Here is a 25,085-nt window from a genome sequence, read left to right on the forward strand (position 1 = left end):
ATACCCGAAAGAAACTAAACCTGCATGCTCATGATATCGGTATACGCCGACACCAGTTTGTTACGCACCTGCACGCCCATCTGCATGGAAATAGAGGATTTTTGTAGATCGACCATCACATCATTTAACTGGATGCCCGGTTTACCCATTTCGAAATCCTGCGCCTGAGCGCGGGCCGTTGTCTGGGTTTCGCTGATCTTGTCGAGTGCTGCTTTCATGGTGGCACTGAAGTCGACCTGATTAGTGGACTCCGCTTGCTTACCGCTGGCCTGCAGAGACGTCATCTGCAGCTGCTGCAGCACACCCTCAATCGCCTGAATTGACATTGCCTGACCCCTATTGAAGAAGTGATTAAATTTTCACGATGAGAAAGTTAACACACTGTCAATAGGACAAAGGCGCTAAATGACCGCAAAAAACCCGGCTTATCCACCCATCGATGTCGCGGCTTTCAACAAATAATGCCTGCCATTAAGTGGAATTTAATTTTTCTCCTCTCCCGATTTTAGGGGAGAAGTCTTCAGGGAGTACGTTTTGTCACCACAACATCACACCCGATCAATAATGTCAGGCAGGAATCGGTCATGAATGCGAGTGCAGCCGCTACACAGGATACAGCTAAGAAAGGCTTCAATGACCTTCTCGCCCGCCTGCGCGCCAACCCGCGTATTCCCTTAATTATCGCTGCTGCTGCGGTTATCGCGGTGGTGTTTGCGTTGGTGCTGTGGGCAAAAGCGCCAGACTATCGCGTGCTTTATAACAACCTCTCCGATGAGGATGGTGGCGCGATCGTCACGCAGCTGACGCAAATGAACATCCCTTACCAGTTCGCCGATAACGGTGGAGCACTGATGGTGCCCGCCGATAAAGTGCATGAGCTGCGTCTGCGTCTGGCACAACAAGGCTTGCCGAAAGGCGGCAACGTTGGCTTCGAACTGATGGACAAAGAGAAGTTCGGTATCAGCCAGTTCAGCGAGCAGATCAACTATCAGCGTGCGCTGGAAGGTGAACTGTCGCGCACCATCGAAACGCTCGGTCCGGTGAAGAGCGTACGCGTGCATCTGGCAATGCCGAAACCGACCTTATTCGTGCGTGAGCAGAAAGCCCCTTCCGCCTCGGTGACGCTGAACCTGCAGCCAGGCCGCGCATTAGATGAAGGCCAGATTCAGGCCATTCAGCATATGGTTTCCAGCAGCGTGGCCGGTTTACCGCCGGGCAACGTTACCGTTGTCGATCAGGCCGGTCGTCTGTTGACCCGCTCTGACAGCGAAGGTCGCGACCTGAATGACGCGCAACTGAAATATGCGTCTGAAGTGGAAGCGCGCTTCCAGCAGCGTATCGAAGCGATCCTCAATCCGATTGTCGGTCAGGGCAATGTGCATGCGCAGGTGACGGCGCAGATCAACTTCGACCGCAGCGAGCAGACCGACGAGAAATACCAGCCGAACGCCAATCCTAACAACAGCGCGGTGCGTTCACGCCAGACCAGCAACTCCGAACAGAATGGCAGCCCGTATCCAGGCGGCGTGCCGGGTGCATTGTCGAATCAGCCTGCGCCAGCCAATACCGCGCCGGTGACCAATCCGCCAACGAATAACAACAATAATGCCAACGGCCAAAACGCCAACGCGCAAACCGCCAATGCGCAGAATAACGGCAGCACCACCAGCACCGCACAGCCTTCTGGCCCGAGCAGCTCAACGCGCAACGACACGGTGAACTACGAGCTGGACCGCACCATTCGTCATACCAAGCTGAACGTCGGCGATGTGCAGCGCCTGTCGGTTGCCGTAGTGGTGAACTACCGCGACGACGGTAAAGGCAAAGCGGTGGCGCTTAACGAGCAGCAGATCAAGCAGATTGAAGATTTAACCCGTGAAGCGATGGGCTATTCACAAACCCGTGGCGACAGCGTCAACGTGGTGAACTCTCAGTTCAACATGACCGAGCCAAGCGGTGGCGACCTGCCATTCTGGCAGCAGCAATCGTTCTTCGATCAGCTGATGACTGCCGGTCGCTGGCTGCTGGTGGCGTTGGTTGGCTTCATCCTCTATCGCAAGCTGGTACGTCCACAGCTGGTGCGTAAGAAAGAGCAGGAGAAGGCAGCGGCTGAAGCGCTGGCGGCACGCTCTGCGGCCATGGAAGAAGAAGAAGCCTTTAACGTTCAGCTCAGCAAAGACGAGCTGGATCAGGAGCGTAAATCTACTAACCGCATGAGCGCCGAGGTGATGAGCCAGCGTATCCGCGACATGTCTGAAAACGATCCGCGCGTCGTCGCGCTGGTTATCCGCGAATGGATGAGTAAAGAACTATGAGTCTGACCGGTACAGAAAAAAGCGCCATTCTGATGATGACCATCGGCGAAGAGCGCGCGGCGGAGGTGTTCAAACACCTTAATCAGCGTGAGGTCCAGCACCTGAGTGGTGCCATGGCCAACATGCGCCAGGTTTCACATAAACAGCTGACCGAAGTGCTGCGCGAGTTCGAAGCCGATGCCGAACAGTTTGCGGCGCTGAGCCTCAACTCCAACGATTACCTGCGTTCGGTGCTGATCAAAGCGTTGGGCGAGGAGCGAGCTTCAAGTCTGCTGGAAGATATTCTCGAGAAAAACGAGACCACCAGCGGCATGGAAACGCTCAACTTCATGGAGCCACAGGCGGCCGCCGACCTTATTCGCGACGAGCATCCGCAGATTATCGCCACCATCCTTGTCCACCTCAAACGTGGCCAGGCGGCGGATATTCTGGCGCTGTTCGACGAGCGTCTGCGTCACGATGTGATGCTGCGTATCGCCACCTTCGGCGGTGTCCAGCCGGCGGCGCTGGCGGAGTTGACCGAAGTACTGAATGGCCTGCTCGACGGCACCAACCTCAAGCGCGCGAAGATGGGCGGCGTGAGAACCGCGGCAGAAATTATCAACCTGATGAAAACCCAGCAGGAAGAGGCGGTTATCGAAGCAGTACGCGACTTCGATGGCGAGCTGGCACAGAAGATCATCGACGAGATGTTCCTGTTCGAAAACCTGGTGGAAGTGGACGACCGCAGCATCCAGCGTCTGTTGCAGGAAGTGGAATCCGAACAGTTGCTGGTGGCACTGAAAGGTGCCGAACAGCCGCTGCGCGAGAAGTTCCTCAAGAACATGTCCGCCCGTGCGGCCGATATTCTGCGCGACGATCTGGCCAACCGGGGTCCGGTACGTATGTCGGCGGTGGAGAACGAGCAGAAGGCCATTCTTCTGGTGGTGCGCCGCTTAGCAGAATCCGGCGAGATGGTGATTGGTGGTGGCGAGGAAACCTATGTCTGATGCCTTTTCCGCCCGCGCGTGGCAGCGCTGGCAGCCTGATGATTTAGGCAGCCCGTTCGGTGCCGAACCGGAACCTCAGTTAGAGGAGCCGGAGATCGATGTCGAACTGAGCGCCGAAGCGGAACAGCAGCAACAGCTGGAACGCATGCAGCAGCAGATGCGCAAAGATGCGCAGACGCAAGGCTACAGCGAAGGCTATCAGAAAGGTTTCGCCGAGGCGCAACAGAACGGTTATGACGCCGGTTTCCAGCAAGGCTTAGCCGATGCGCAGCAGCAGCAAGCGCCGCTGCAGGCACGCATGCAGCAGCTGGTGACCGAGTTCCATCACACGCTCGAAGCGCTCGACAGCGTGATCGCTTCACGTCTGATGCAGCTGGCGCTGGAAGCCGCGCGCACGGTGATTGGCCAGGCCACGCAGGTGGACGGCACCGCCCTGCTGCGTCAAATCCAGCAGCTGATTCAGCAGGAACCGATGTTCAGCGGCAAACCGCAGCTGCGCGTCCATCCGGACGATCTGCAACGCATCGAGCAGACGCTGGGTCCAACGCTCGATCTGCACGGCTGGCGCTTGCTGGCCGACAGCACGCTGCATCCTGGCGGCTGTAAGCTTAGCGCCGAAGATGGCGACCTTGATGCGAGCGTGGCAACGCGCTGGCAGGAGCTGTGCCGCCTGGCCGCTCCGGGGACACTGTAATGACCTCCTCACGCCTTTCACGCTGGCTCGGCGCGCTCGACGCCTTCGAAGAACGCATTTCACAGGTACAAACCGTGCGTCGTTACGGTCGCCTGACGCGCGCCACCGGCTTAGTGCTGGAAGCCACCGGCCTGCAGCTGCCGCTCGGTGCTACCTGCATTATTGAACGTACCGATGGCAGCAAGATCACTGAAGTTGAAAGTGAAGTGGTCGGCTTCAACGGCCAGAAACTGCTGATGATGCCGCTGGAAGAAGTCGATGGTATTTTGCCGGGCGCACGCGTTTATGCGCGCGTCAGTGGCGACAGCGGCCACAGCGGCAAACAGATGTTGCTGGGCCCGGAACTGCTGGGTCGCGTGCTGGACGGCAGCGGCAAACCCCTCGACGGTTTACCCGCGCCGGAAACCGGCTATCGCGCCCCGCTGATCACCGCGCCCTTCAACCCGCTGCAACGTACGCCGATTGAAGATGTGCTGGATACCGGCGTACGCGCCATCAACGCCCTGCTCACCGTGGGTCGCGGTCAACGTATGGGCCTGTTCGCCGGTTCCGGCGTCGGTAAAAGCGTGCTGCTCGGCATGATGGCGCGTTACACCAAAGCCGACGTGATCGTGGTGGGGTTGATTGGTGAACGTGGCCGTGAAGTTAAAGAGTTCATTGAAAATATTCTCGGTGCCGAAGGCCGTGCGCGTTCGGTGGTGATCGCCGCGCCGGCGGACGTCTCGCCACTGCTGCGTATGCAGGGTGCCGCTTATGCCACGCGTATCGCAGAGGATTTCCGCGATCGCGGCCAGCATGTGCTGCTGATAATGGATTCCCTCACCCGCTACGCCATGGCGCAACGTGAAATCGCACTGGCCATCGGTGAGCCGCCGGCGACCAAAGGTTATCCGCCTTCGGTGTTCGCCAAACTGCCCGCGCTGGTGGAACGCGCCGGTAACGGTACGCACGGCGGCGGTTCAATCACCGCCTTTTATACCGTGTTGACCGAAGGCGACGATCAGCAAGACCCGATTGCCGACTCGGCGCGTGCCATTCTCGACGGCCACATCGTGCTGTCGCGCCGTCTGGCGGAAGCCGGCCACTATCCGGCAATTGATATTGAAGCGTCAATCAGCCGCGCCATGACCTCATTAATTGATGAGACGCACTACGCGCGCGTACGTCAGTTCAAACAGTTGCTCTCCAGCTTCCAGCGTAACCGCGATCTGGTGAGTGTGGGTGCGTATGCCGCAGGCAGCGATCCGATGCTGGACCGCGCCATCAAGCTCTATCCGGAGATGGAAGCCTTCCTGCATCAGGGCATTTTCGAACGCAGCGACTACGACGATGCCTGTTTGCATCTGCAGGCGATGTTCGGTTAACGCCAAACGAGGTTAAGTGATGAAAACGGCCAGTGCGATCAACAAGCTGCGCGATATGGCGGAGCAGGAACTGGAGAGTGCGGTGATTCACCTTGGCGATATGCGCCGGGGTGTGCAGCAGGCCGACGAACAACTCAGCATGCTGCTGGATTATCAGGATGAGTATCGCAACAAGCTCAATCAGGATATGTCCGGCGGCATCGCCAGCACGCGCTGGACCAATTATCACCAGTTTATTCAGACGCTGGAAAAAGCCATCGAACAGCATCGCCAACAGCTTTCCCAGTGGAATCAGCGCCTCGACAGCGCGCTGAGCAACTGGCGTGAAAAGCATAAGCGGCTCAATGCTTATCAAACGCTGATTACGCGCGCTGAGGAAAACGCATTACGACAAGAAAACCGTCTCGATCAGAAACGGATGGATGAATTTGCCCAACGGGCCGCATTGAGGAAAGGCGAATGATTACGCTGCCAACAGTTGCTACGCAAACCTCGGTTTTGGGAGACGCTGACACTTCAGTTTCATCAGATGTTTTACAGGGCGCGGAGTCGCTGCCGCAGGGATTTATTACTGAACTCGGCAACCGCTTGCTGACGCTGGTAAAGCAACAAGCTGTTAACACGCAATCGACTGATCTGACAGCAGAAGTTGATGAAAAAGACGTCAGTAAGGCTTCGCTAAGCGCGTTATTGCAGGCGCTGGAGAAACCCGATGCGTTAAACGCACTTTTACAGCCGGAAAACACTAAAGCCACGCTGAAATCAGCCGATGATAAAGACAAGAGTGAGGCAAGTTCGTTAACTGCCAGCGACTTACAGAATGTGCAGGCGTTATTCGCCATGTTGCCGGTGGCGGTAGAGAACCGCACCAGCCCAACCAGCGTAAGTAGCAGCGCAGGCGAAGGGAAAACCGACACTCGCGCTTCGCTTAATACCGCACTGTTAAGGGGTTCCCTGGACGGTGCAGTAAAAGAAGAGCACGCGCAGCCGGATGGCGCACAGAAGAAATCCAGCGATGCTGTAACGCTCTTAACGCAAACGGCCAGCAGCACGCAGAGCAGCAGCGTCAGCACCACCGCCAGTAACAGCAGCGGGTTGACGCTGGATGAGAGTTTTAAGCAGGTGCTGAATGCGCTGAGTAAGCCGGAAGCGCGCGCCGCCGCGCAGAGCAGTGATGACCCGGTGACGCCATTCACCAGCGCACCGCTCAGCGCCACCAGCTCGCTGGTAAGCAGCACCGCCTCGACCAGCACCACGCCGTCGACGCCCATGCTGAATGCACAGCTCGGCAGCAGCGAGTGGCAGCAGGCGCTGAGTCAGCAGATTGTGATGTTTAGCCGCAACGGGCAGCAGAACGCCGAGTTGCGTCTACATCCGCAGGATCTGGGCGCTATCCAGATCAGCCTGACCCTTGATAAGGATCAGGCACAGTTAAGTATGGTTTCCAGCCACAGCCAAGTGAGGGCCGCGCTGGAAGCGGCTCTTCCTCAGCTGCGTAGCGCATTGGCGGAGAGCGGAATAAACCTGGGACAGAGTAACGTCAGCAGCGACGCCTTCGCACAGGGCCAGAGTTATCAGGGCCAGCAGGAAGGACGTCGTGACGGACAGCACGGCAGCTTTAGCCTCTCCCAGGACAGTGACAACGAGATAACGCCTATTGCCGTCCCGGCAGCCCTTCAAGCGCGCGCGGCCGGTAACGGCGCTGTCGATATCTTTGCCTGATAGCCGCTAAACGCTGAAGGTAAGCGTAAAACCCGCGTCTTTTCTTCCCATTGTTTGACTTAAGACGCGGGATAATCTGTCCAGGTAAGCCGAGAGGCTTGCCCATAATTCACAGGAAGTAACTGCAAGATGTCTGATAACGCGAAAGCTAAAGGCCGCAAACGTTCACTACTACTACCGGTGTTACTGATTGTAACGCTGGCCGCTTGCAGCGTGGCAGGCTATGCAGTCTGGCGAATGATGAATAAACACGAAGGCAGCCAACCGGACGCGGCGAAAGTCGAGCCACCGGCTGCTCCCGTATTTTTTGCAATGGATACGTTTACAGTAAACCTGGTCAATCCTGACAACGATCCCGACCGTGTGCTGTACGTGGGTTTCACCCTGCGTCTGCCCGATGAGGATACCCGTCGTCGGTTGAACGATTACCTGCCGGAAGTGCGCAGCCGTCTGCTGTTACTGCTCTCGCGTCAAAGCGCGACGGCTCTGGCAACAGAGCAAGGCAAACAGGCCCTGGTTGAGCAGATCAAACAGGTGCTGGCGCCGCCGCTGGTAAAAGGTCAACCGGCTCAGGTTGTCAATGACGTGCTGTTTACCGCCTTCATTTTGAGGTGATTTAATGGGCGATAGCATTCTCTCCCAGGCTGAGATTGACGCGCTGCTTAATGGCGACAGTGACAGTGCGGAAGTAGAGAACAGTTCCAAAGGGACCGATGGCGATATCCGTCCCTATGATCCCAATACTCAGCGCCGCGTCGTACGTGAGCGTCTGCAGGCGCTGGAGATCATCAACGAGCGCTTTGCCCGTCATTTCCGTATGGCGCTGTTTAACCTGCTGCGCCGTAGCCCCGATATTAGTGTGGGTGCGATCAAGATTCAGCCGTACCACGAGTTCGCCCGCAACCTGCCGGTGCCAACCAACCTGAACCTGATCCACCTGAAGCCGCTGCGCGGCACGGCGCTGGTGGTGTTTTCACCGAGCCTGGTTTTTATTGCTGTCGATAACCTGTTTGGCGGCGACGGTCGTTTCCCGACCAAAGTTGAAGGACGTGAATTTACCCATACCGAACAGCGCGTGATTCGCCGCATGTTGAAATTGGCGCTGGATGGCTACAGCGACGCGTGGAAAGCGATTTATCCGCTGGAAGTCGAGTATGTGCGTTCCGAGATGCAGGTGAAGTTCACCAACATCACCACTTCACCGAATGACATCGTGGTGAACACGCCGTTCCAGGTGGAGATTGGAAACCTGGTCGGTGAATTCAATATCTGTATTCCGTTTTCGATGATTGAGCCGCTGCGCGAGCTGCTGGTCAATCCCCCACTGGAAAACTCACGCCGGGAAGATAATCACTGGCGCGACAATCTGGTGAAACAGGTGCAGCACTCGGAGCTGGAGCTGATTGCCCATTTCGCCGAAACATCGCTGCGCCTGTCACGTATTTTGCAGCTGAAACCCGGTGACGTCCTGCCCATTGAGAAGCCGGACCGCATCATCGCTCACGTCGATAGCGTGCCGGTGCTGACCAGCCAATACGGCACCATCAATGGCCAGTACGCGCTGCGTGTAGAACATTTGATTAACCCGATTTTGAATTCGCTGAACGAGGAACAGCCCGATGAGTGACAGCAAGAAACCGTCCGACGACGACATCTCCGCGGACGATCTGTGGGCTGCAGCTATGAACGAACAAACCACCACCAGCGCGCCAGATCCAACTGAAAATGTGTTCAAGTCGCTGGAAAATCCTGGCATCAGCGGCTCGCTGCAGGATATCGATCTGATCATGGATATCCCGGTCAAGCTGACCGTGGAACTGGGTCGCACCAAAATGACCATTAAAGAGCTGCTGCGCTTGACGCAGGGTTCGGTGGTGGCGCTGGATGGCCTGGCCGGGGAACCGCTGGATATTCTGATCAACGGTTATCTGATCGCGCAGGGTGAAGTGGTGGTGGTGAACGACAAATATGGCGTGCGCATCACCGACATCATTACCCCGTCTGAACGTATGCGTCGTCTGAGCCGTTAAGCATGTTAAAACACACGCAAGCCGAACAACCGGTACCCAGCCAGCCGGTGGTCTCAACCGGTTCGGTGATTGGCCAGGTCAGCAGCGTGCTGGCAGTAATTGTTCTGCTGATTCTCGGCTGCGGCTGGCTGGCCAAACGGCTTGGCTTTGCACCGAAAACGGTGACCGGCCAGGCGCTGAAAGTCAGCGCGACGGTGCAGGTTGGCCAGCGTGAGCGTGTGGTCATTGTCGATACCGCCGATGCGCGTCTGGTGTTGGGCGTGACCGCCCAGCAGATCACCCATCTGCATTCATTACCGCCGCTGCCGCCGGAAGAACGGGCAAATCATAGCGCTGCGCCACAGGATTTTCGTCAGCTGTTCCAGAACCTGGTTAAACGTCCCGGAAAACCACAATGATGCGTCGATTACTTCCTCTCTTGCCGCTGCTGTTGCTGGCACCGGTTGCGCATGCGCAGCTGCCAGGTTTAATCAGCCAGCCGCTGGCGAACGGTGGCCAGAGCTGGTCGCTGCCGGTACAGACGCTGGTGTTCATCACCTCGCTGACCTTTATTCCGGCGGTGCTGCTGATGATGACCAGCTTCACGCGCATCATTATTGTGTTTGGTTTGCTGCGTAACGCCCTCGGCACGCCGTCGGCGCCGCCAAACCAGGTGCTGCTCGGCCTGGCGCTGTTTCTGACCTTCTTTATCATGGCGCCGACTTTCGACAAGATTTACTCCGACGCCTATCTGCCGTTCAGTCAGGACAAAATCAGCATGGCGGACGCGATTGATAAAGGTGCCCAGCCGCTGCGTGAATTTATGCTGCGTCAAACGCGCGAAGCCGATTTAGCGCTGTTTGCCCGTCTGGCTAACACCGCACCGATTCAGGGTCCGGAAGCGGTTCCGATGCGTATTCTGCTGCCGGCGTATGTCACCAGCGAACTGAAAACCGCCTTCCAGATTGGTTTCACCGTGTTTATCCCGTTCCTGATCATCGATCTGGTGGTCGCCAGCGTACTGATGGCGCTGGGGATGATGATGGTGCCGCCGGCGACCATTTCCCTGCCGTTCAAGCTGATGCTGTTCGTGCTGGTGGATGGCTGGCAGCTGCTGGTGGGTTCACTGGCGCAAAGTTTCTACTCTTGAGTGGCGTTCGCCCCTACCTTTCTTTCTCGAGGAATGCAGCATGACACCTGAATCAGTGATGGTTATGGGCCAGGAAGCAATGCGTGTCGCCCTGCTGATGGCCGCGCCGATGTTGCTGGTGGCGTTGATCAGCGGGTTGATCATCAGCGTGCTGCAAGTCGCGACCCAGATTAACGAACAAACGCTCTCCTTTATCCCCAAGATTCTGGCCGTCGCCGCTACGGCGGTAATCGCTGGTCCGTGGATGCTTAATCTGATGCTGGATTACATTCGCACGCTGTTTAGCAATCTGCCGTACATTATTGGCTAATGATTAACCTCGACAGCAGCCAGCTGATCCATTGGGTCGCACAATTCTTCTGGCCGATGGTGCGTTTGCTGGCGCTGTTCGCCAGCGCGCCGGTGCTGAGCGAAAAATCGATTCCCAAACGCGTCAAGATTGGCCTTGCGGTATTAACCACCTGGATCATCCTGCCGGTGCTACCGCCGGTGGAGGCGACCCTGTTTACGCCCGCGGGATTTTGGTTGCTACTGCAACAGCTGCTGATTGGCGTGAGCATCGGCCTGACCATGCAGTTCGCCTTTGCGGCGGTGCGCATGGCGGGGGAAGTGATTGGTTTGCAGATGGGATTGTCCTTCGCCACCTTCTTCGATCCAGGCAGCCGCCTGAACATGCCGGTGCTGGCTCGTTTTCTCGATATGCTGGCCATGCTGCTGTTTCTTACCTTCAACGGACATCTGTGGCTAATTTCACTGCTGGTGGACAGTTTTCATACGTTGCCAATCAGCGATCAGCCGCTCAACGCCAATGCTTTTATGGCGTTGGTGAAATCCGCGGGATTAATTTTCCTTAATGGCATGATGTTAGCGCTGCCCTTAATAGTTCTGCTCCTCACGCTAAACATGGCACTAGGTTTGTTAAACCGTGTTTCACCACAACTCTCTATTTTCGCGGTTGGCTTCCCGATTACCTTAACGGTGGGCATCCTCAGCGTAGGGTTGATGATGCCGCTGCTTGCTCCCTTCTGCGAACATCTGTTTAGCGAAGTCTTTGATTTACTCGCCCAGTTTGTGTCAGAACTTTCCCGCGCCCGTTGATTAACTATTCTGTAGACGCCCTTAAGTAATAGTTAAGCATTCAAAATCTGTTAGTGCATTTTCTGAACCATATTTCTCAGAAATCAACTGAGGAAATTCTGATAAGTGCGCATTTTTGGTGAAAATTATTCTTATTAAACCGCGCTTCGCGTATTTTAGTCAGACGATTCCTAAGGGGTTAAACCTGCTGAATCGGTTGATTAAATGCTCAAAGGGCTGTTTTTAAACAAAAAAAATTTCACAGCGATTTTTCTTGTCTAAATCCCTTTTTTCCGGCATTGTCAACGCTCGCTGAAGCGTCATACTTTCGCCACACAAATGTTTTTAAGATTTGTCCTATCAGATTTGTCTGTGATCTGCGCGATAGTGACAGGGCTCTCAAAACAGAGCGAATAAAACACTTAATGCAAATCCTTAGCCATTCCCACTATGGCTGAGATGAGAGTGACGTGGATGTACTATAAAAAAAACTTCGCAGCACGGTTCAGGGAAGAGTCATGATGGCGCATGGATAACTATCGCCAATCTGCTGAGCAGAATAAAAAAGTGTCTTTGGAAATTTCTCTCGTACCGCAAACGCGTATTCATCGTTGATTTAAACGGATAACAAATTGGTGAGGGTCGCTATAATGCCAACGATTATTATGGATTCATGTAATTACACACGCCTGGGTTTGTCTGACTATATGTCTGCGAAAGGAGTTAAAAAGAAAAATATTACTCCTGTCTCGGATATCGACCAATTGCAACAAAGATGTGAGCAAATTAAGCCGGGCGTTGTGTTTATCAACGAAGAGTGCTTTATTCACGAATCTGATTCCAGCGATCGTATTCGTGCTATTATCATGCAGCATCCTGATACCTTATTCTTTATTTTCATGGCGATCTCGAATATCCATTTTGAGGAATACCTCTACGTTCGTAAGAACCTGATTATTACATCAAAATCGATAAAAACTTCGACGTTGGATTCGTTATTAGGCACCTATTTGCAAAAGAAACTCAACGCTTCGCCACGTATTTCTGCCGGGCTCGACGTGCATCCACTGACATTAAGTCAGACTGAATCAAATATGCTGAAAATGTGGATGTCAGGTCATGACACCATTCAGATATCTGAGAACATGCAAATTAAAGCCAAAACCGTATCGTCACATAAAGGTAATATTAAACGTAAAATTAAAACCCATAATAAGCAGGTTATTTATCATGTCGTCCGTTTGACTGATAATGTCACCTCAGGGATTTATGTTAACGTGCGATAATTACCTACAGTGAATAAAAGGGCTGATCATCTGATTGGCCCTTTTCACGTTTTGAGAGTTTGATCCCACTTTCCTGCCTAATCCTTTCTCCCTACCTGCCGATGCTTATTCTCATAACACCTACCTACATGAGAGCAAGGATATGAAAACAGCATCGATTGATGAGCAATATAAGCTCAGCATCTGGCAGAACCTGCGCCTGATGCCTTTGTTCAGTATGATCTTTGGTGGCATTCTGCTGCTTTTTGCCCTGTGCATTGGACTCGCCAGCTACTTTTTGATTCAGAGTAATAATTCCCTAAACGATGCCACCGAAGAAATTCAAATTCGTATGGGCATCTCCAACAGTTCTAACCATCTGCGTACTGCGCGACTCAATGTGCTGCAATCCGGTGCCGCCGCGCGTATTGGTGAAATGGATGGTTATCGTGCCGATTTAGCGCGCACCGAGACGCGTATTAAACAAGCGCGCGAAGGTTTTAAACTCTATATGGATCGCAAGGCGAAAACGCCGGCGGATATTGCCCTCGATGAACCGCTGACCGCCAGCTTCAATGCCTATATTGATAAAGGTCTCAAGCCGATGATTGAATCGGCTAAACAGGGCAGCTTCGAAGGCATTGTGGCGCAGGAAACTGACGTCACGCGCAAACTGGATGATGCCTATAATGCCGTGCTGCTGAAGGCGATTAAAATCCGTACCGACCGCGCCGAAGCGATTAATGCCGAAGCCGCGCATCAATCACGCATTGGCTTTATTGCTATGGCGGTGGCGTTTGCTGCCGCCTTGCTGCTGGTGCTGCTGACCTTCGTGTTCCTGCGTCGCGTGGTGATCACCCCGCTACGTCAGTCCGTCGATCGCATCGAGCGTATCGCGCAAGGCGATCTCACCGCGCCGGAACAAGCCTATGGCCGCAGCGAGATTGGTAGCTTGCTGCATAACCTGCAGCTGATGCAGGCCTCGCTGGTGCGTACCGTTGGTACGGTGCGAGAAGGCGCGGTAGCGATTTATCAGGGTTCCAGCGAGATTTCCGCCGGTAACACCGACCTCTCATCACGTACTGAAGAGCAGGCCTCCGCACTGGAGCAAACCGCCGCCAGCATGGAGCAGCTCACCGCCACGGTGAAACAGAACGCCGAGAATGCCCATCACGCCAGCCAGCTGGCCGCCGATGCCTCAGGCAAAGCGCGCAGCGGTGGCGATCTGGTGAGCGGCGTGGTGCAAACCATGAATAACATTTCTGGCAGCTCGAAAAAGATTGCCGAGATCACCAACGTCATCAACAGCATCGCCTTCCAGACCAATATTCTGGCGCTGAATGCCGCGGTGGAAGCGGCGCGTGCCGGTGAGCAAGGCCGTGGTTTTGCCGTGGTGGCCAGCGAAGTGCGTAACCTGGCGCAACGCAGTGCGCAGGCGGCGAAAGAGATTGAAACGCTGATTGCTGAATCGGTGGGGTTGATCACCAACGGTTCACGCCAGGTCGGTGAAGCCGGTAATACCATGGGCGAGATTGTTGAAGCGGTGCGGCGCGTGACGGACATTATGGCGGAGATTGCCGCCGCGTCGGATGAGCAGAGCCGTGGCATTCAGCAGGTGAGCCTGGCGGTGACCGAGATGGATAACGTGACGCAGCAGAACGCCTCGCTGGTTGAGGAAGCCTCTTCGGCAGCGGCTTCGCTAGAAGATCAGGCCGGCAGATTGACGCAAGCGGTGGCGGTGTTCCGTTTGAATGACGCGCCGGTGGCGCACGTGGCTAAAGCGGCGCAGTCTGCGTTGCGTACGCCAAATCTGGCGCCACGTCCTGCATTGGCGACGTCAGGGAATGATAACTGGGAGACGTTTTGATTTGAGGTAGTGCGCGTTGTCCCTCACCCGGCCCTCTCCCACACACGGGCAAAGGAGTGGATGGTGCGCCGATCTTTCCCCTCTCCCGCTCGCGGGAGAGGGTTAAGGTGAGGGGAAAATTAATCAAGCCTCTTCATACGGCTCCACAAAAACCCCTTCAGCATGATCGCTTTCATTAAAGAACCAAATCCCCAGCGGGTAATCTTCTAACGCCACCAGATACATTATGCCTTCATTGAATGCTTCCACTGCCAGCACCGTACCCACACGGCGCGGGCCGCCGTCAGTTTTAACCGTAACGCGATCGTTCACCTTCATTGATTACTCTCCACAAATTGTCCTGCGACACAGTTTAACGGAAGATAATCAACACTGCCTGATCGCGATCAGCGTCGGGCGATAACCCACACCGCATGCACGATGCCTGGAATGTAGCCGCACAACGTCAGCAGAATATTGAGCCAGAAAGCCCCACCAAAACCGACTTGCAAGAATACGCCCAGTGGCGGAACCAAAATGGCGATGACAATACGTAAAAAGTCCATATTCACTCCCTGATATCACTTAACAATCAATCGCTAAGCATAGTCGCTGTTACGCACTGTGCACTTAAAGGCAGGTAAAACTCTGTCAAGATGCGCTTTTTCGCTTTCTTAACGTTTCGCAGAGAGACTTTTGACGCAGGCTGCTCGTACACTTCTCAGTACTGCACCAACCCCAAAGGCGCAGTCAACCTAAAAGTAACAAGGATTTTTGCCCGCGCAGCGCGGGCTTTTTTTTGCCTGCCCTTTGCCCTCCGCGCCCTCTTTTCACCAACGACTATACTGGTGTAGATCCGATTGCCTCCGGGAGGCCGCCATGACCACTGCAAAAGAGTACAGCGAGAAAGTTCAGCGCGAAGTGAATGTCGATGTTGATGCGTTGCTGGAAGCGATTCAGAAGAGAACGTCGGGCGAGGTAAAAGAGTTTATGGAAGCCGAAGACGCGCATCGCGTTACGGTAAATGGCGCAGCCTATGACTCTTACTCCGAGCTAGCGGAAGCCTTCGAACTCGACATTCGCGACTTCGCCAGCAGCGAAGTGAACCGCTGAAATCGATTTCAAAAAAATACCCGGCGGGATGGCCGGGTAAAGTAAATCAGTAAGTTCGTTACACCAGGGAATTCTTAACACCCTGTCAGATTACGCCTTAGTCTGATTAAGACAAGACTCATCCCTGCATGTAAATCGAACAATTTTGTATAAGCATTCATGTGAATCGTCCTACGCGCCGCGTCACTGCTGGTTTCAGCTGTGCACGAAATGTGCATCGCGCCTTCCGTCACGTTTGCCATTTAAGAATTATCCTGGATGTCGCTGGCCGGGTCGCGGGAAAAAGTGTGATCGCGATTCCGCTATTATACTGATTACTCTTCGCTTTACGGATGCCACTGGCGTAAGGAGTGTGATGATGCTGAGTCTTAACTCTTCCCTGATGATCATTACCGATCTTGATGGCTCATTGCTGGATCATCATGACTATAACTGGGATGCAGCCAGTGAATGGCTGGCGCGTCTGAAACAACATCAGATCCCGCTGGTGATTTGTTCCAGCAAAACGGCGGCCGAGATTATTCCGCTACAAAAGAAGTTAGGCATTGTCGGTGCACCCTTTATTGCTGAAAACGGTGCGCGCGTGGTGTTGGGCGGTGAACACACGCCGCCGATCGAAACCAGCGCCAGCTATCATGCGCTGTGCCAGACGCTGCAAGCGTTGCAGGCACGATTTCGCTTCAACGGCTTTCATGAATTTAGCGATGCCGAAGTCGCACGCTTTACCGGTTTAACCCTTGCCGAAGCCAGCCAAAGCCGCCTGCGCGAAGCGTCAGAAGTGGTGTTGTGGCGCGATGACGAACAGCGTTTATCGGAATTCCGCGCGGCGCTGGCAGAACACAATCTGGCGTTAACCCAGGGCGGGCGTTTCTGGCATGTGATGCCCGCCGGCACCGGCAAAGGTATCGCGCTGGCAGACATTCAGCAGCATCTCGCCGCGCAGGAAGGAGAAGCGCGCACCACAATCGGCCTGGGCGATGGTCCCAACGATGTGCCGATGCTGGAGCGCGTTGATTATGCCGTGGTGATAAAAGGCTTCAGTAAAACGCCGGTGGAGTTGCAACGCACCGATACTGAGAACGTTTACCACACCGCGCACGTCGGTCCGCAGGGCTGGCGTGAAGGTCTGGACTATTTTCTTGCGCCGAATGAGTAACGGCCTTTAACCAAAAGGATGAGACGATGAGTGATTTTTACCAGAATGGTGTCATTACTAATTTCCATAATCTCACCCACCGCAGCGTCGAATCGCTGGAAAAAGAGATGGTGCGCTTCTCACGCAAACGCAAAATGGGGCTGATATTGCCGTCGCTGTTCTCGGAACTGGAAGGCCCGGCGCTGGATAATATCGTTAACGAACTGGCGAAGGTACCTTACCTGGAGGAGATTGTGATTGGCCTCGACCGCGCCGATCGCGACCAGTTTCTGTTTGCGCGTGAGTTCTTCTCCCGCCTGCCGCACCGCCATCGCATTTTATGGAATGACGGGCCGCGCCTGAAAGCGCTGGATGCCGAACTGGATAAAGAGGGTTTATCGCCGAGCCAACCCGGCAAAGGGCGCAATGTGTGGTTCTGTACTGGCTACACGCTGGCTTCCGACCGCACTCAGTGCGTGGCGCTGCACGACTGCGATATCGTCACCTATGAACGCGGCATGCTGGCGCGTTTGCTCTATCCGCTGGCCAATCCGTCGTTTCAGTATGAGTTTTGCAAAGGTTTTTACGCGCGCGTCGCCGACGGTAAGCTGAATGGCCGCGTCGGGCGTTTGCTGGTCGGTCCGCTGCTGCGCTCCTTGCAGAAAGTCTACGGTCACTCGGAATATCTCGATTACCTCACCAGCTTCCGCTATCCGCTCTCTGGCGAGTTTGCCATGCGCACGCATGTGCTCAACGGCATCAAAATTCCCGGCGATTGGGGATTAGAGATTGGCGTGCTGTCGGAGATTTATCGTAACTACACCACGCGCCAGACCTGCCAGGTTGAGATCGCCGATAACTACGACCACAAGCATCAGCCGCTGGCCGAAGATGATGGTACCGGCGGATTGAAACGCATGAGCAATGACATCGTGCAGTCGCTGCTGCGTAAGCTGGCCACCATGGGCGTGCCGCTCACCAGCGATTCGTTCCGGGTGTTGAAAGCCACTTATTACCGTAATGCGCTGGATATGATGGAGATCTACAACCACGAAGCCACCATGAACGGCCTCAAATTTGATCAGCACATTGAGGAAGCGGCGGTAGAGATGTTCACTCAGGCGATTCTCGATGCCGGACAAGCCTTTATTGAGCGTCCGAATGAGAAACCCTTTATTCCCAGCTGGAGTCGCGTGCAATCTGCTTTTCCGGATATTCTGCAGCGGATTTATCAGGCGGTGGAAGAGGATAACGACGGAAAGGTGTAATGCAGGGTTGAACCACATTCGGGACGACGGGCATCGTCCCGAATGTGTTTAACTGGCCAGCTGTTGCGCGCTCGATACGTGACTGAGTTCATCACTGCGAAACGCCTCACGTCGCACGCTGTAACCATCATACCAACGACACTCTACCATTCCGCTGGCATAGCCGGTGACCACCATGGTGGGTCCGCCCTGTTTGTGCTGAACTTCGTCACTGATTGCAAAGATCATACCGCACCTCCCTCTTTCATCGTTAAATGACCGAATTTAGGTATAGCAGCTGTGACCGATTTTTTCCTATACGATTAATCTATTACTGCTACTAAATCAGAATAAGCAGTTAAAAACTCTGTAAATAAAAAAAGCCGACAAAATTTATTGTCGGCTTTGATAGCACGTCCTGGACAGGAAAATTAGATTTTGCAGCCTTCGCAATCCGCTTCGTCGCTGATATCCGCAGGCACTTCGTTGGCTTTTTCTGCCGCTTTGGCTTCAGCCTGTTCCAGCTGTGCATCGATATCAAATTCAAACATATCGTCGTTCATCATCGTTCTCCTGACCGTGATTAAAAATTTACAGCGCTTTATAACTGCTAGCCGCGCAGCTTAGCAATCAGATTTACGCCCAACAGCACGATCGACCCAATGATAAAGCCGATCACCAAATTGGCGCCGTTGCTCAGCAGTGCCGAGACCAAACCGTTGAATCCGGCGCTGTATTCTGTAATAGCGTGATGTAGCGGCGTGATGCCGTGCACCACAATGCCGCCACCAACCAAAAACATCGCCAGCGTGCCGACTAACGTTAAGGCTTTCATTAACCAGGGTGCAAATGCCAGCAATACGCCGCCAATGGCCTGCGCGACCGTGGAAGATTTCTCTTTTAACCAAAAGCCCAAATCGTCAATTTTAACAATTATCGCCACGATGCCGTACACGCCAATGGTCACCAGAATGGCGACACCGGCGAGAATCAGCACCTGATTCAGCAGCGGCGCCTCTGAGACGATGCCCAGCGTGATGGCGACAATCTCCGCCGAGAGGATAAAGTCAGTGCGCACTGCGCCTTTTACTTTGTCCTTTTCAAACGCCCGCGGATCCTGCTGCGCCAGTTTGTCGAGACGCTGCTGACGCGCCTCCGGACTCTGCTCGGCCTTATCGTGATTGAGGCTATGCAGCACTTTCTCCACGCCTTCGTAGCAGAGATAGGCACCGCCAATCATCAGCAGCGGCGTAATCAACCAGGGCGCAAACGCCGAGATCAATAACGCCAGCGGCACCAGAATGAATTTATTAAGAAAGGAGCCTTTTGCAACGCTCCATACAACGGGCAATTCACGGTTGGCTTTGACACCGCTAACCTGCTGCGCATTCAGCGACAGATCGTCACCCAATACGCCTGCGGTCTTCTTTGCCGCAACTTTGCCCATGACCGAGATATCGTCGAGCAGTGTTGCAATATCATCCAGAAGGGTGAGTAAACTGGTTCCTGCCAAAGTGGTATTCCTTATTATTCCGGTTCGTGATCCTGACAACAGGGGCAACGCTCAATCGCCGTCACTGACATATCGGCGATGCCCGCACAGTCCCATTCGACGCGTAACGGCCCCGTCAGATCCCCGGCGTGCAAATACTTGCTCACCGGACTTTCCGTCATGCCGCTGATCTCTTCGGTGGCTACCAGCCGGTCGCCAAGATAAATGCGCGCCGTGGCCTGGGTTGTCACCATCCGCTCATCGCGGAGTTGATACAGGCGCTTAACGGTAAGTTTGATGCTGCTCATGGCTCAATTCCGCGTCCCAGAGAAAAGGGAGATCTAAACTGTTATAGCGGCTAAAAGCAACAATCTCGCACTATTCAACGCGATAGTGATGCAAGCCCTGATGGTCGATTTCGCTGCTGTCGGTTGCGGCCAGCAGCCACTCTTCTAAACGTTCAATCAGCGCGCTGTCCTGAAGCTGCAGTTTGCCGCGCAGCGCGCACTCCCAAACAATCAGTACTTTCCAACCTCCTTCGCGCAGTTGTTCGACGTAACGCCGGTCGCGCTCAACGTTACTGTTAATTTTGCCACTCCAAAATTCGGTGCGCGTGGCCGGCATTTTGAATAAGTAGCAGTGATGTCGATGCCAGAAGCAGCCATGAACAAAGATAATCGCTTTCTCGGCGGGCAGGACAAAATCCGGGCGGCCCGGTAGCGCTTTATCCTGTACGCGATAGGTGAAGCCGCGATCTTTGAGAATTAACGCAATACGCTGTTCAATCGCGGTATCCTGATTGCGAATCGCGCGCATGTTTTTGCTGCGAATGGCTTGCGAGTGAACGTCTGCCATGGCGTCTCCTTGTATTAGCGCTTCTACAACTTTAGCGGTTTAAGCCAAAAGCGAAAGCACACCGCACGCCAATTTCCTCGTTGCGTGATGAGTGTTAGCATAGCCGCTTCACTGTTAAGGAAAAACGCATGCTCGCTATCGACCCCGTCTCGCCCTCCCCGTTAACCGCCGATCAGGATGACGCGACGTCGCTGTTACTGCAGGTGCTCGATATCTATGCCGCACGCGATGTGGTTATCACCTTAACTGAAGCCGGTGGCCGCGACTGGAGCGTGCCGCGTTTGAATCGCATCCGCGCCGGTAAAAGTGCCGCGCCGGCGCTCTCCAGCCGCGAAGTGGCCAGCCTGCAGGCCTTGCTGCCGCAGCGTCCGGCGCACTATGACGACGCCAAATTCCAGTTTGTCGATCTGTTTGCCGGTATCGGCGGCATTCGCCGTGGCTTCGAGCAGATTGGCGGTCAGTGCGTGTTCACCAGCGAATGGAATAAAGAAGCGGTGCGCACCTATAAAGCCAATCTGTATAGCGATCCACAGTTGCACCACTTCAACAGTGATATTCGTCTGGTAACGCAGCCCGCGGGCATCAGCGATGAGCAGGCAATTTATCAGCATATCGATCGCACCATTCCCGATCATCAGGTGCTGCTGGCCGGTTTTCCTTGTCAGCCCTTCTCGCTGGCGGGCGTGAGCAAGAAGAATGCGTTGGGTCGCGCGCACGGTTTTGAGTGCGAAGCGCAAGGCACGCTATTCTTCGATGTGGCGCGCATTTTGGCCGCCAAGAAGCCGCCGTTCTTCGTGCTGGAGAACGTGAAAAACCTGAAGAGCCACGATAAAGGCCGCACCTTCGCCATCATTATGGCCACGCTGGATGAACTCGGTTATGACGTGGCCGATGCCAATGACGGCGGTTTGCCGGATGCGAAAATTATCGATGCGCGCCATTTCCTGCCGCAGCATCGTGAGCGCATCGTGCTGGTGGGCATTCGCCGTGATAGCGGGCTCAGCAACGGTTTTTCGTTGCGCGCCCTGCCCGCGCTCTATCCGCAAAAGGTGCCGTCGTTACACAGCCTGCTGGAATCCGAGCCGGAAGCAAAATACACGCTATCGCCCACGCTGTGGAACTATCTGTATCAATACGCGAAAAAGCACAAAGCCAAAGGTAACGGCTTCGGCTTTGGCCTTAACGATCCGCGTAATCTGAACATTTGCGTGCGTACTTTATCGGCGCGCTACTACAAAGATGGTTCGGAAATCCTCATCGATCGCGGCTGGGATCACGCGCAAGGCGAAGCGGATTTCCAGCAGGCGGAGAATATGGCGCGCCGTCCGCGTCGTTTAACCCCGCGAGAATGTGCCCGCCTGATGGGTTTTGAAGCGCCGGGCGAGGCCAAACTGCGCATTCCGGTTTCCGATACGCAGGCCTACAAGCAGTTCGGCAACTCGGTGGTGGTGCCGGTATTTGCTGCGGTGGCGCAACTGTTATTGCCGCTGATTGAACAGTACGCCGCGCAAAAGGCGTAGCGATTCAGGACCACAATTTTATTTAGGGCCGCGCTTTATGCTGTTTTCCGCCTAATCGCGCCCGCTGTCACCAAACTGTCACGCGTGCTGCCAATACTCCTGTTTTATTTTTTGGAGGCGTGTGATGTCACTCCTATCTGTTATCACTCTGCCGCTGCGGTTACGCGCGCGGTTCTCCCCGCGTATTCCGCTGTGGCTCACCAGTTTACGTAGCCAGTTTTTGCTGTTCATTGCGCTGCTCTGCTTGCTGCAGTTTGCCGGCGTGCTGCTACTGAATACTCACGTTAACCAGACGCAAACCTCGTTGCAGCAGGCGAATCAACTGCGCGAACGTCTGGCCCTGCTGGATAAAGCGCGCATCGAACTGCTTACCGCCAGTGATAACAGCCATCGCGCCGGTATTTATCTGATGCAGGATCAACAAAGTGGCTCGGTGGATAGCTGGAAAAGCCTGGCGGCGGCAGCCGATGACTCGTTGAAGCATGCGCAACAACAGTTCGCCGCCTACCACGCCCATGCGGATAGCCCGCTGGCGCAAGGCTTCGCCATGCTGGCGGCAGGATTGCAGGAGCAGCTGAAAGGATTAGCGGCCAACGACATCAACGCCTTTTTTATGGTGCCGATGCAGGCATTTCAGCAGCAGTTTAATGATGCCTGGTTCAGTGAAATCGAGCAGGCCAATCAGCAGCTCAGCAGCGTGAATCAAAACACCCTCAGCACCTTGAAGCAGAGCCGCAATCTGTCGCTGATGGTCAGCGCGGTACTGATGACGCTGTTAGTGCTGGCGTCCAGCCTGCTGATGCGCGGCGTATTGTTGCCGCTACGTCGCGCGAATGCGCAGCTGGAACAGATCGCCACCGGTGATCTGGTCGATGCGCAAAACCTTCCGCGTCGTCAGTCGCTGGAAACGCGCCAGCTGTTCCAGTCAATTGAGACCATGCGACGCGGCTTGCAGCAGATTGTGCGCGACATCAACACGGTGGCGGTCAGCGTGGCCGCCGGCGCAGAAGATATGCAGCAGCACAATGAGAAAGTGATGCAGCAACACCAGCAGCAAAATGCCAGCTTCCATCATCTGTCGCAGCGCTTAGATCGCGTTTCTGAAGAGGTGGAGATTGGTGCCCAGTTCTCGCAGCAGGCGACGCAGGAAGCGCAATCTGCCGATGCGTTGATGCGTAACTGCGCACTGGAAGTCGATAAGATGGAAACCCAGATGCAGCAAATTGTCACCGCGTCGGATGATATCGCCGGGATTGTTGGCATGCTGGATGACTTGTCGATGCAGACGCGTTTGTTATCGCTGAATGCCGCAATTGAGTCGGCACATGCCGGCGCTTACGGCCGTAGCTTCTCGGTGGTCGCCAAAGAGATGGGTTTGCTCTCGCAGCAAAGCGGTGCCTCGACGCGCCAGATTGATGGATTGATTCAGCATACGCAGCAACATGTGCATGCTGGCTTCGATAAGGTGAAAGCGCTGGAGGTGCTGTTCGCGCAGATCAGTAGCGCGGTGTCTGGCGTGGTGACGCAGTTGAACGAGCTACAGCACAACAGTGCTGCGCAGAGTCATCGGGTGAAAAAGATTGCGCTGGAAGTGGTGGAGATGAGCGGACAGCTGCAGCAGAACGAAGCGCTTAACGCCCATCAGGTGCAATCGGCAGTGCAATTGCGCGCCTTATCGGACCGCCTGGCGCAGCGCGCGCAGCAGTTCCGTATTTAATCTGCAGGCATAAAAAAACCCGTCAGTGACGGGTTTTCTGCTTATTTCTTCTTCTTACTTTTCTTCAGCAGTGCACGAATCTGCTTCAGTTCCGCAGCGGAGAGCTGATCTTCCACCGCTTCCTGAGTATCCAGACTGTCAATGGCCGGTTGCGCACCCGCATCTAAACTGGCCTGCAGGCGATTAACGATCTCCTGACTCATGGAGATTTGGTTATCGGCGGCTAACTGTTTGATATGCTCTTTCAGTGCCGGGTCAATTTTGATGGTTAAGTTAACGGTCTCGGTCATTTTCATACTCCCTTTTGATTTACAACAACGTAGCGGAAGCAGATGAAACTTAACAGACTGTCATAAAAATTTAATATTACGAGTGTATAGGGCTGAAATCTCTTAACACCGACTCATCGATGGAGGTCAAATTGCCCTGCAGCTCGGCGCAAAGTTTGCCCATGTAGTGGACGAGAAAATCGGCGTTATGTTCCGCCAGCAGGCGTCCAGCTTCGGTTTGCATGGTTTGCGGTAAACCCAATAGCTTTTTCTGGAAGTGATCCAAGGTCCACTTCACATCATCCAGTTCCCGATCTTTTCCTAACGGATCTTCGCTATCAAACAGCGGACGACCTAACGCGCCCGCCGTATAGAAAACGCGTGCCAGGCCGATAGCACCTAATGATTCGAGACGATCGGCATCCTGCACGATTTTCGCTTCCAGCGTTTGCGGCGCGATACGCGCACTAAAGCTATGAGCCTGCACCGCGTGCGCAACGGCATCCAGCCGTTCGAACGGGAAGTCGGGGAAATCTTGCTGCAGTATGCGGCGCGTCTCTTCCGCGGCATAAGTTGACGCTAAATGACGTTCGGGATGGTTTTTCGGCAGGTTGACCACATCGTGAAAATAGCAGGCGGTCATCACGACCATAGGATCGGCGTCGCTGTGCTGCATGATGCGCTTAGCACTCATCCAGACGCGGCGCAGGTGCGCGATATCGTGGGCTTTGTCGTCGTGCAGCCAGTTGAGCTGCAGCCAATTCTCGTAGCGTTGTTGCCAGTGAGTAAGTGACATCGTGCTTCTCCTGTTATTGCTGTTATCTACGTTCCTGCGGACATCATAGCGGCCTGGTCATGACACTTTTTTTACATCCGTCCAGGCGGTGCCAGGCGTAAAAATGAGATCCCGATCTTGTTATAACGCTGTTAACGCCGCTTGCACAGTAGCCATTGCGATTTCGGTATTTCCTTAGTGCGTTTTAGTTAAATAACTCTGTTCAATAGGTTTAATATATTCGCGTCATCAACAAATTTCGCTTTAGGGATAAATTCCAGTTATCTATGCTGATAAATGGGGCTTCTTAGAGGCAGATCAACACGGCATAATCTGAAAAGGTTCCCATAATGGCCTTTATAACGTACTGTATCTGGAAAATTTATGGCTTCTGATCCCTTGCAAAGTCCTTTTCAGCACACATTTTGCTTATGAACCATTTTTTACATCTAAAATTGCCAGAAAAGCCTGATACTAAGTCGACAAATTATTAAGCAAACTGATTCAAACCCATTATGCTAGCTCTCACAT

30 protein-coding genes are annotated in these 25,085 nt (G+C 54.3%); 20 read left to right on the top strand and 10 right to left on the bottom strand.

Annotation, left to right across the window (positions count from 1 at the left end; genetic code table 11):
* Positions 1-14 precede the first annotated feature (14 nt).
* The gene (gene fliE / locus FCN45_RS11800) at positions 15-326 is read right to left on the bottom strand and encodes a flagellar hook-basal body complex protein FliE (protein WP_008105389.1); all 312 of its coding nucleotides are present in this window, start codon (positions 324-326) and stop codon (positions 15-17) included.
* Positions 327-584: 258 nt separating this feature from the next.
* Here fliE and fliF point away from each other — a divergent pair, with 258 nt between their 5' ends.
* The 15 genes from fliF (at position 585) to FCN45_RS11875 (ending at position 14,452) form a co-directional block, all read left to right on the top strand.
* On the top strand, positions 585-2,315 hold the full coding sequence (fliF, locus tag FCN45_RS11805; protein WP_101763956.1) for a flagellar basal-body MS-ring/collar protein FliF: 1,731 nt from the start codon (positions 585-587) through the stop codon (positions 2,313-2,315).
* The gene (gene fliG, locus FCN45_RS11810) at positions 2,312-3,304 is read left to right on the top strand and encodes a flagellar motor switch protein FliG (protein WP_101763955.1); all 993 of its coding nucleotides are present in this window, start codon (positions 2,312-2,314) and stop codon (positions 3,302-3,304) included. Before fliF ends, fliG begins: the two co-directional genes overlap by 4 nt.
* Positions 3,297-3,998: a flagellar assembly protein FliH gene (fliH, locus tag FCN45_RS11815; RefSeq protein WP_137386041.1), complete on the top strand. Its 702-nt coding sequence runs from the start codon at positions 3,297-3,299 to the stop codon at positions 3,996-3,998. Before fliG ends, fliH begins: the two co-directional genes overlap by 8 nt.
* Complete coding sequence (gene fliI, locus FCN45_RS11820; protein WP_008105395.1) at positions 3,998-5,362, top strand: flagellar protein export ATPase FliI; 1,365 nt, start codon at positions 3,998-4,000, stop codon at positions 5,360-5,362. Before fliH ends, fliI begins: the two co-directional genes overlap by 1 nt.
* A gap of 19 nt (positions 5,363-5,381) precedes the next feature.
* Positions 5,382-5,825, top strand: a complete 444-nt coding sequence (gene fliJ, locus FCN45_RS11825; protein WP_064739112.1) for a flagellar export protein FliJ — start codon at positions 5,382-5,384, stop codon at positions 5,823-5,825.
* Complete coding sequence (locus FCN45_RS11830; protein ID WP_137386042.1) at positions 5,822-7,084, top strand: flagellar hook-length control protein FliK; 1,263 nt, start codon at positions 5,822-5,824, stop codon at positions 7,082-7,084. Before fliJ ends, FCN45_RS11830 begins: the two co-directional genes overlap by 4 nt.
* Before the next feature lie 129 nt (positions 7,085-7,213).
* Positions 7,214-7,699, top strand: coding sequence for a flagellar basal body-associated protein FliL (gene fliL / locus FCN45_RS11835; RefSeq protein ID WP_101763951.1), 486 nt, complete (start codon positions 7,214-7,216; stop codon positions 7,697-7,699).
* 4 nt (positions 7,700-7,703) lie between these two features.
* Positions 7,704-8,711, top strand: a complete 1,008-nt coding sequence (fliM, locus tag FCN45_RS11840) for a flagellar motor switch protein FliM (RefSeq protein WP_064739115.1) — start codon at positions 7,704-7,706, stop codon at positions 8,709-8,711.
* Positions 8,704-9,114 (top strand): flagellar motor switch protein FliN, encoded by a 411-nt coding sequence (fliN, locus tag FCN45_RS11845; protein ID WP_008105402.1) that lies wholly within the window; start codon positions 8,704-8,706, stop codon positions 9,112-9,114. Before fliM ends, fliN begins: the two co-directional genes overlap by 8 nt.
* A gap of 2 nt (positions 9,115-9,116) precedes the next feature.
* Complete coding sequence (fliO, locus tag FCN45_RS11850) at positions 9,117-9,512, top strand: flagellar biosynthetic protein FliO (protein WP_101763950.1); 396 nt, start codon at positions 9,117-9,119, stop codon at positions 9,510-9,512.
* Positions 9,512-10,243 carry a flagellar type III secretion system pore protein FliP gene (gene fliP / locus FCN45_RS11855; protein ID WP_061723562.1) on the top strand — a complete coding sequence of 244 codons (732 nt, stop codon included), beginning with the start codon at positions 9,512-9,514 and terminating at the stop codon, positions 10,241-10,243. The genes fliO and fliP overlap by 1 nt, the downstream gene beginning before the upstream one ends.
* Positions 10,244-10,283: 40 nt before the next feature.
* Positions 10,284-10,553, top strand: coding sequence for a flagellar biosynthesis protein FliQ (gene fliQ / locus FCN45_RS11860; protein WP_137386043.1), 270 nt, complete (start codon positions 10,284-10,286; stop codon positions 10,551-10,553).
* Positions 10,553-11,341: a flagellar biosynthetic protein FliR gene (gene fliR / locus FCN45_RS11865; protein ID WP_101763949.1), complete on the top strand. Its 789-nt coding sequence runs from the start codon at positions 10,553-10,555 to the stop codon at positions 11,339-11,341. The genes fliQ and fliR overlap by 1 nt, the downstream gene beginning before the upstream one ends.
* A 629-nt stretch (positions 11,342-11,970) precedes the next feature.
* Entirely contained in the window at positions 11,971-12,606 is a 636-nt protein-coding gene (gene rcsA, locus FCN45_RS11870; protein WP_008105413.1) for a transcriptional regulator RcsA, read from the top strand.
* 142 nt (positions 12,607-12,748) lie between these two features.
* A complete protein-coding gene (locus FCN45_RS11875) occupies positions 12,749-14,452 on the top strand; it encodes a methyl-accepting chemotaxis protein (RefSeq protein WP_137386044.1) in 1,704 nt (567 codons plus the stop codon).
* 123 nt (positions 14,453-14,575) lie between these two features.
* On the opposite strand, the gene dsrB is transcribed toward FCN45_RS11875, so the two are convergent.
* Together dsrB and FCN45_RS11885 are read right to left on the bottom strand one after the other, a co-directional pair.
* Positions 14,576-14,770 carry a protein DsrB gene (dsrB, locus tag FCN45_RS11880; protein WP_101763947.1) on the bottom strand — a complete coding sequence of 65 codons (195 nt, stop codon included), beginning with the start codon at positions 14,768-14,770 and terminating at the stop codon, positions 14,576-14,578.
* A gap of 68 nt (positions 14,771-14,838) precedes the next feature.
* A complete protein-coding gene (locus FCN45_RS11885; protein ID WP_007891469.1) occupies positions 14,839-14,997 on the bottom strand; it encodes a YqaE/Pmp3 family membrane protein in 159 nt (52 codons plus the stop codon).
* Positions 14,998-15,310: 313 nt separating this feature from the next.
* Here FCN45_RS11885 and yodD point away from each other — a divergent pair, with 313 nt between their 5' ends.
* The 3 genes from yodD (at position 15,311) to FCN45_RS11900 (ending at position 17,947) form a co-directional block, all read left to right on the top strand.
* Positions 15,311-15,544 carry a YodD family peroxide/acid resistance protein gene (gene yodD / locus FCN45_RS11890; RefSeq protein WP_137386045.1) on the top strand — a complete coding sequence of 78 codons (234 nt, stop codon included), beginning with the start codon at positions 15,311-15,313 and terminating at the stop codon, positions 15,542-15,544.
* Positions 15,545-15,902: 358 nt separating this feature from the next.
* The gene (locus tag FCN45_RS11895; RefSeq protein WP_137386890.1) at positions 15,903-16,700 is read left to right on the top strand and encodes a mannosyl-3-phosphoglycerate phosphatase-related protein; all 798 of its coding nucleotides are present in this window, start codon (positions 15,903-15,905) and stop codon (positions 16,698-16,700) included.
* Between the two features lie 26 nt (positions 16,701-16,726).
* Positions 16,727-17,947 carry a glycosyl transferase gene (locus FCN45_RS11900; protein ID WP_137386046.1) on the top strand — a complete coding sequence of 407 codons (1,221 nt, stop codon included), beginning with the start codon at positions 16,727-16,729 and terminating at the stop codon, positions 17,945-17,947.
* Positions 17,948-17,995: 48 nt separating this feature from the next.
* On the opposite strand, the gene FCN45_RS11905 is transcribed toward FCN45_RS11900, so the two are convergent.
* From FCN45_RS11905 to FCN45_RS11920, 5 genes are all read right to left on the bottom strand, one after another.
* Positions 17,996-18,175: a YodC family protein gene (locus FCN45_RS11905; protein WP_101763944.1), complete on the bottom strand. Its 180-nt coding sequence runs from the start codon at positions 18,173-18,175 to the stop codon at positions 17,996-17,998.
* Positions 18,176-18,357: 182 nt separating this feature from the next.
* Positions 18,358-18,492 carry a hypothetical protein gene (locus FCN45_RS23820; protein WP_255253243.1) on the bottom strand — a complete coding sequence of 45 codons (135 nt, stop codon included), beginning with the start codon at positions 18,490-18,492 and terminating at the stop codon, positions 18,358-18,360.
* Positions 18,493-18,536: 44 nt separating this feature from the next.
* Complete coding sequence (locus FCN45_RS11910; protein WP_137386047.1) at positions 18,537-19,439, bottom strand: DUF808 domain-containing protein; 903 nt, start codon at positions 19,437-19,439, stop codon at positions 18,537-18,539.
* 14 nt (positions 19,440-19,453) lie between these two features.
* Positions 19,454-19,726, bottom strand: coding sequence for a hypothetical protein (locus tag FCN45_RS11915; RefSeq protein ID WP_008105433.1), 273 nt, complete (start codon positions 19,724-19,726; stop codon positions 19,454-19,456).
* A 70-nt stretch (positions 19,727-19,796) separates the two neighbouring features.
* Positions 19,797-20,273 carry a very short patch repair endonuclease gene (locus FCN45_RS11920; protein WP_101763942.1) on the bottom strand — a complete coding sequence of 159 codons (477 nt, stop codon included), beginning with the start codon at positions 20,271-20,273 and terminating at the stop codon, positions 19,797-19,799.
* Positions 20,274-20,401: 128 nt separating this feature from the next.
* Here FCN45_RS11920 and dcm point away from each other — a divergent pair, with 128 nt between their 5' ends.
* Both dcm and FCN45_RS11930 read left to right on the top strand, forming a co-directional pair.
* Positions 20,402-21,793: a DNA (cytosine-5-)-methyltransferase gene (gene dcm / locus FCN45_RS11925; RefSeq protein WP_137386048.1), complete on the top strand. Its 1,392-nt coding sequence runs from the start codon at positions 20,402-20,404 to the stop codon at positions 21,791-21,793.
* Positions 21,794-21,917: 124 nt separating this feature from the next.
* Positions 21,918-23,510 (top strand): methyl-accepting chemotaxis protein, encoded by a 1,593-nt coding sequence (locus FCN45_RS11930; RefSeq protein WP_137386049.1) that lies wholly within the window; start codon positions 21,918-21,920, stop codon positions 23,508-23,510.
* A 41-nt stretch (positions 23,511-23,551) separates the two neighbouring features.
* On the opposite strand, the gene FCN45_RS11935 is transcribed toward FCN45_RS11930, so the two are convergent.
* Positions 23,552-23,800, bottom strand: coding sequence for a hypothetical protein (locus tag FCN45_RS11935; RefSeq protein ID WP_008105442.1), 249 nt, complete (start codon positions 23,798-23,800; stop codon positions 23,552-23,554).
* A 76-nt stretch (positions 23,801-23,876) separates the two neighbouring features.
* On the bottom strand, positions 23,877-24,575 hold the full coding sequence (locus FCN45_RS11940) for a phosphohydrolase (protein WP_110868365.1): 699 nt from the start codon (positions 24,573-24,575) through the stop codon (positions 23,877-23,879).
* Between the last annotated feature and the right edge of the window lie 510 nt (positions 24,576-25,085).

The sequence above is a fragment of the Pantoea sp. SO10 genome, assembly GCF_005281435.1.
Classification (GTDB): domain Bacteria; phylum Pseudomonadota; class Gammaproteobacteria; order Enterobacterales; family Enterobacteriaceae; genus Pantoea; species Pantoea leporis.

Coding starts and splice junctions, on each gene's coding strand:
- fliO (WP_101763950.1), top strand. CDS start 9,117: ATGTTAAAACACACGCAAGCCGAACAACCGGTACCCAGCCAGCCGGTG.
- FCN45_RS11935 (WP_008105442.1), bottom strand. CDS start 23,800: ATGACCGAGACCGTTAACTTAACCATCAAAATTGACCCGGCACTGAAA.
- fliH (WP_137386041.1), top strand. CDS start 3,297: ATGTCTGATGCCTTTTCCGCCCGCGCGTGGCAGCGCTGGCAGCCTGAT.
- FCN45_RS11875 (WP_137386044.1), top strand. CDS start 12,749: ATGAAAACAGCATCGATTGATGAGCAATATAAGCTCAGCATCTGGCAG.
- yodD (WP_137386045.1), top strand. CDS start 15,311: ATGACCACTGCAAAAGAGTACAGCGAGAAAGTTCAGCGCGAAGTGAAT.
- FCN45_RS11930 (WP_137386049.1), top strand. CDS start 21,918: ATGTCACTCCTATCTGTTATCACTCTGCCGCTGCGGTTACGCGCGCGG.
- FCN45_RS23820 (WP_255253243.1), bottom strand. CDS start 18,492: ATGATGAACGACGATATGTTTGAATTTGATATCGATGCACAGCTGGAA.
- fliE (WP_008105389.1), bottom strand. CDS start 326: ATGTCAATTCAGGCGATTGAGGGTGTGCTGCAGCAGCTGCAGATGACG.
- fliJ (WP_064739112.1), top strand. CDS start 5,382: ATGAAAACGGCCAGTGCGATCAACAAGCTGCGCGATATGGCGGAGCAG.
- FCN45_RS11940 (WP_110868365.1), bottom strand. CDS start 24,575: ATGTCACTTACTCACTGGCAACAACGCTACGAGAATTGGCTGCAGCTC.
- dsrB (WP_101763947.1), bottom strand. CDS start 14,770: ATGAAGGTGAACGATCGCGTTACGGTTAAAACTGACGGCGGCCCGCGC.
- fliG (WP_101763955.1), top strand. CDS start 2,312: ATGAGTCTGACCGGTACAGAAAAAAGCGCCATTCTGATGATGACCATC.
- FCN45_RS11915 (WP_008105433.1), bottom strand. CDS start 19,726: ATGAGCAGCATCAAACTTACCGTTAAGCGCCTGTATCAACTCCGCGAT.
- fliQ (WP_137386043.1), top strand. CDS start 10,284: ATGACACCTGAATCAGTGATGGTTATGGGCCAGGAAGCAATGCGTGTC.
- fliM (WP_064739115.1), top strand. CDS start 7,704: ATGGGCGATAGCATTCTCTCCCAGGCTGAGATTGACGCGCTGCTTAAT.
- FCN45_RS11895 (WP_137386890.1), top strand. CDS start 15,903: ATGCTGAGTCTTAACTCTTCCCTGATGATCATTACCGATCTTGATGGC.
- FCN45_RS11900 (WP_137386046.1), top strand. CDS start 16,727: ATGAGTGATTTTTACCAGAATGGTGTCATTACTAATTTCCATAATCTC.
- FCN45_RS11920 (WP_101763942.1), bottom strand. CDS start 20,273: ATGGCAGACGTTCACTCGCAAGCCATTCGCAGCAAAAACATGCGCGCG.
- fliR (WP_101763949.1), top strand. CDS start 10,553: ATGATTAACCTCGACAGCAGCCAGCTGATCCATTGGGTCGCACAATTC.
- fliL (WP_101763951.1), top strand. CDS start 7,214: ATGTCTGATAACGCGAAAGCTAAAGGCCGCAAACGTTCACTACTACTA.
- FCN45_RS11905 (WP_101763944.1), bottom strand. CDS start 18,175: ATGATCTTTGCAATCAGTGACGAAGTTCAGCACAAACAGGGCGGACCC.
- dcm (WP_137386048.1), top strand. CDS start 20,402: ATGCTCGCTATCGACCCCGTCTCGCCCTCCCCGTTAACCGCCGATCAG.
- fliF (WP_101763956.1), top strand. CDS start 585: ATGAATGCGAGTGCAGCCGCTACACAGGATACAGCTAAGAAAGGCTTC.
- fliI (WP_008105395.1), top strand. CDS start 3,998: ATGACCTCCTCACGCCTTTCACGCTGGCTCGGCGCGCTCGACGCCTTC.
- FCN45_RS11885 (WP_007891469.1), bottom strand. CDS start 14,997: ATGGACTTTTTACGTATTGTCATCGCCATTTTGGTTCCGCCACTGGGC.
- FCN45_RS11830 (WP_137386042.1), top strand. CDS start 5,822: ATGATTACGCTGCCAACAGTTGCTACGCAAACCTCGGTTTTGGGAGAC.
- fliN (WP_008105402.1), top strand. CDS start 8,704: ATGAGTGACAGCAAGAAACCGTCCGACGACGACATCTCCGCGGACGAT.
- fliP (WP_061723562.1), top strand. CDS start 9,512: ATGCGTCGATTACTTCCTCTCTTGCCGCTGCTGTTGCTGGCACCGGTT.
- rcsA (WP_008105413.1), top strand. CDS start 11,971: ATGCCAACGATTATTATGGATTCATGTAATTACACACGCCTGGGTTTG.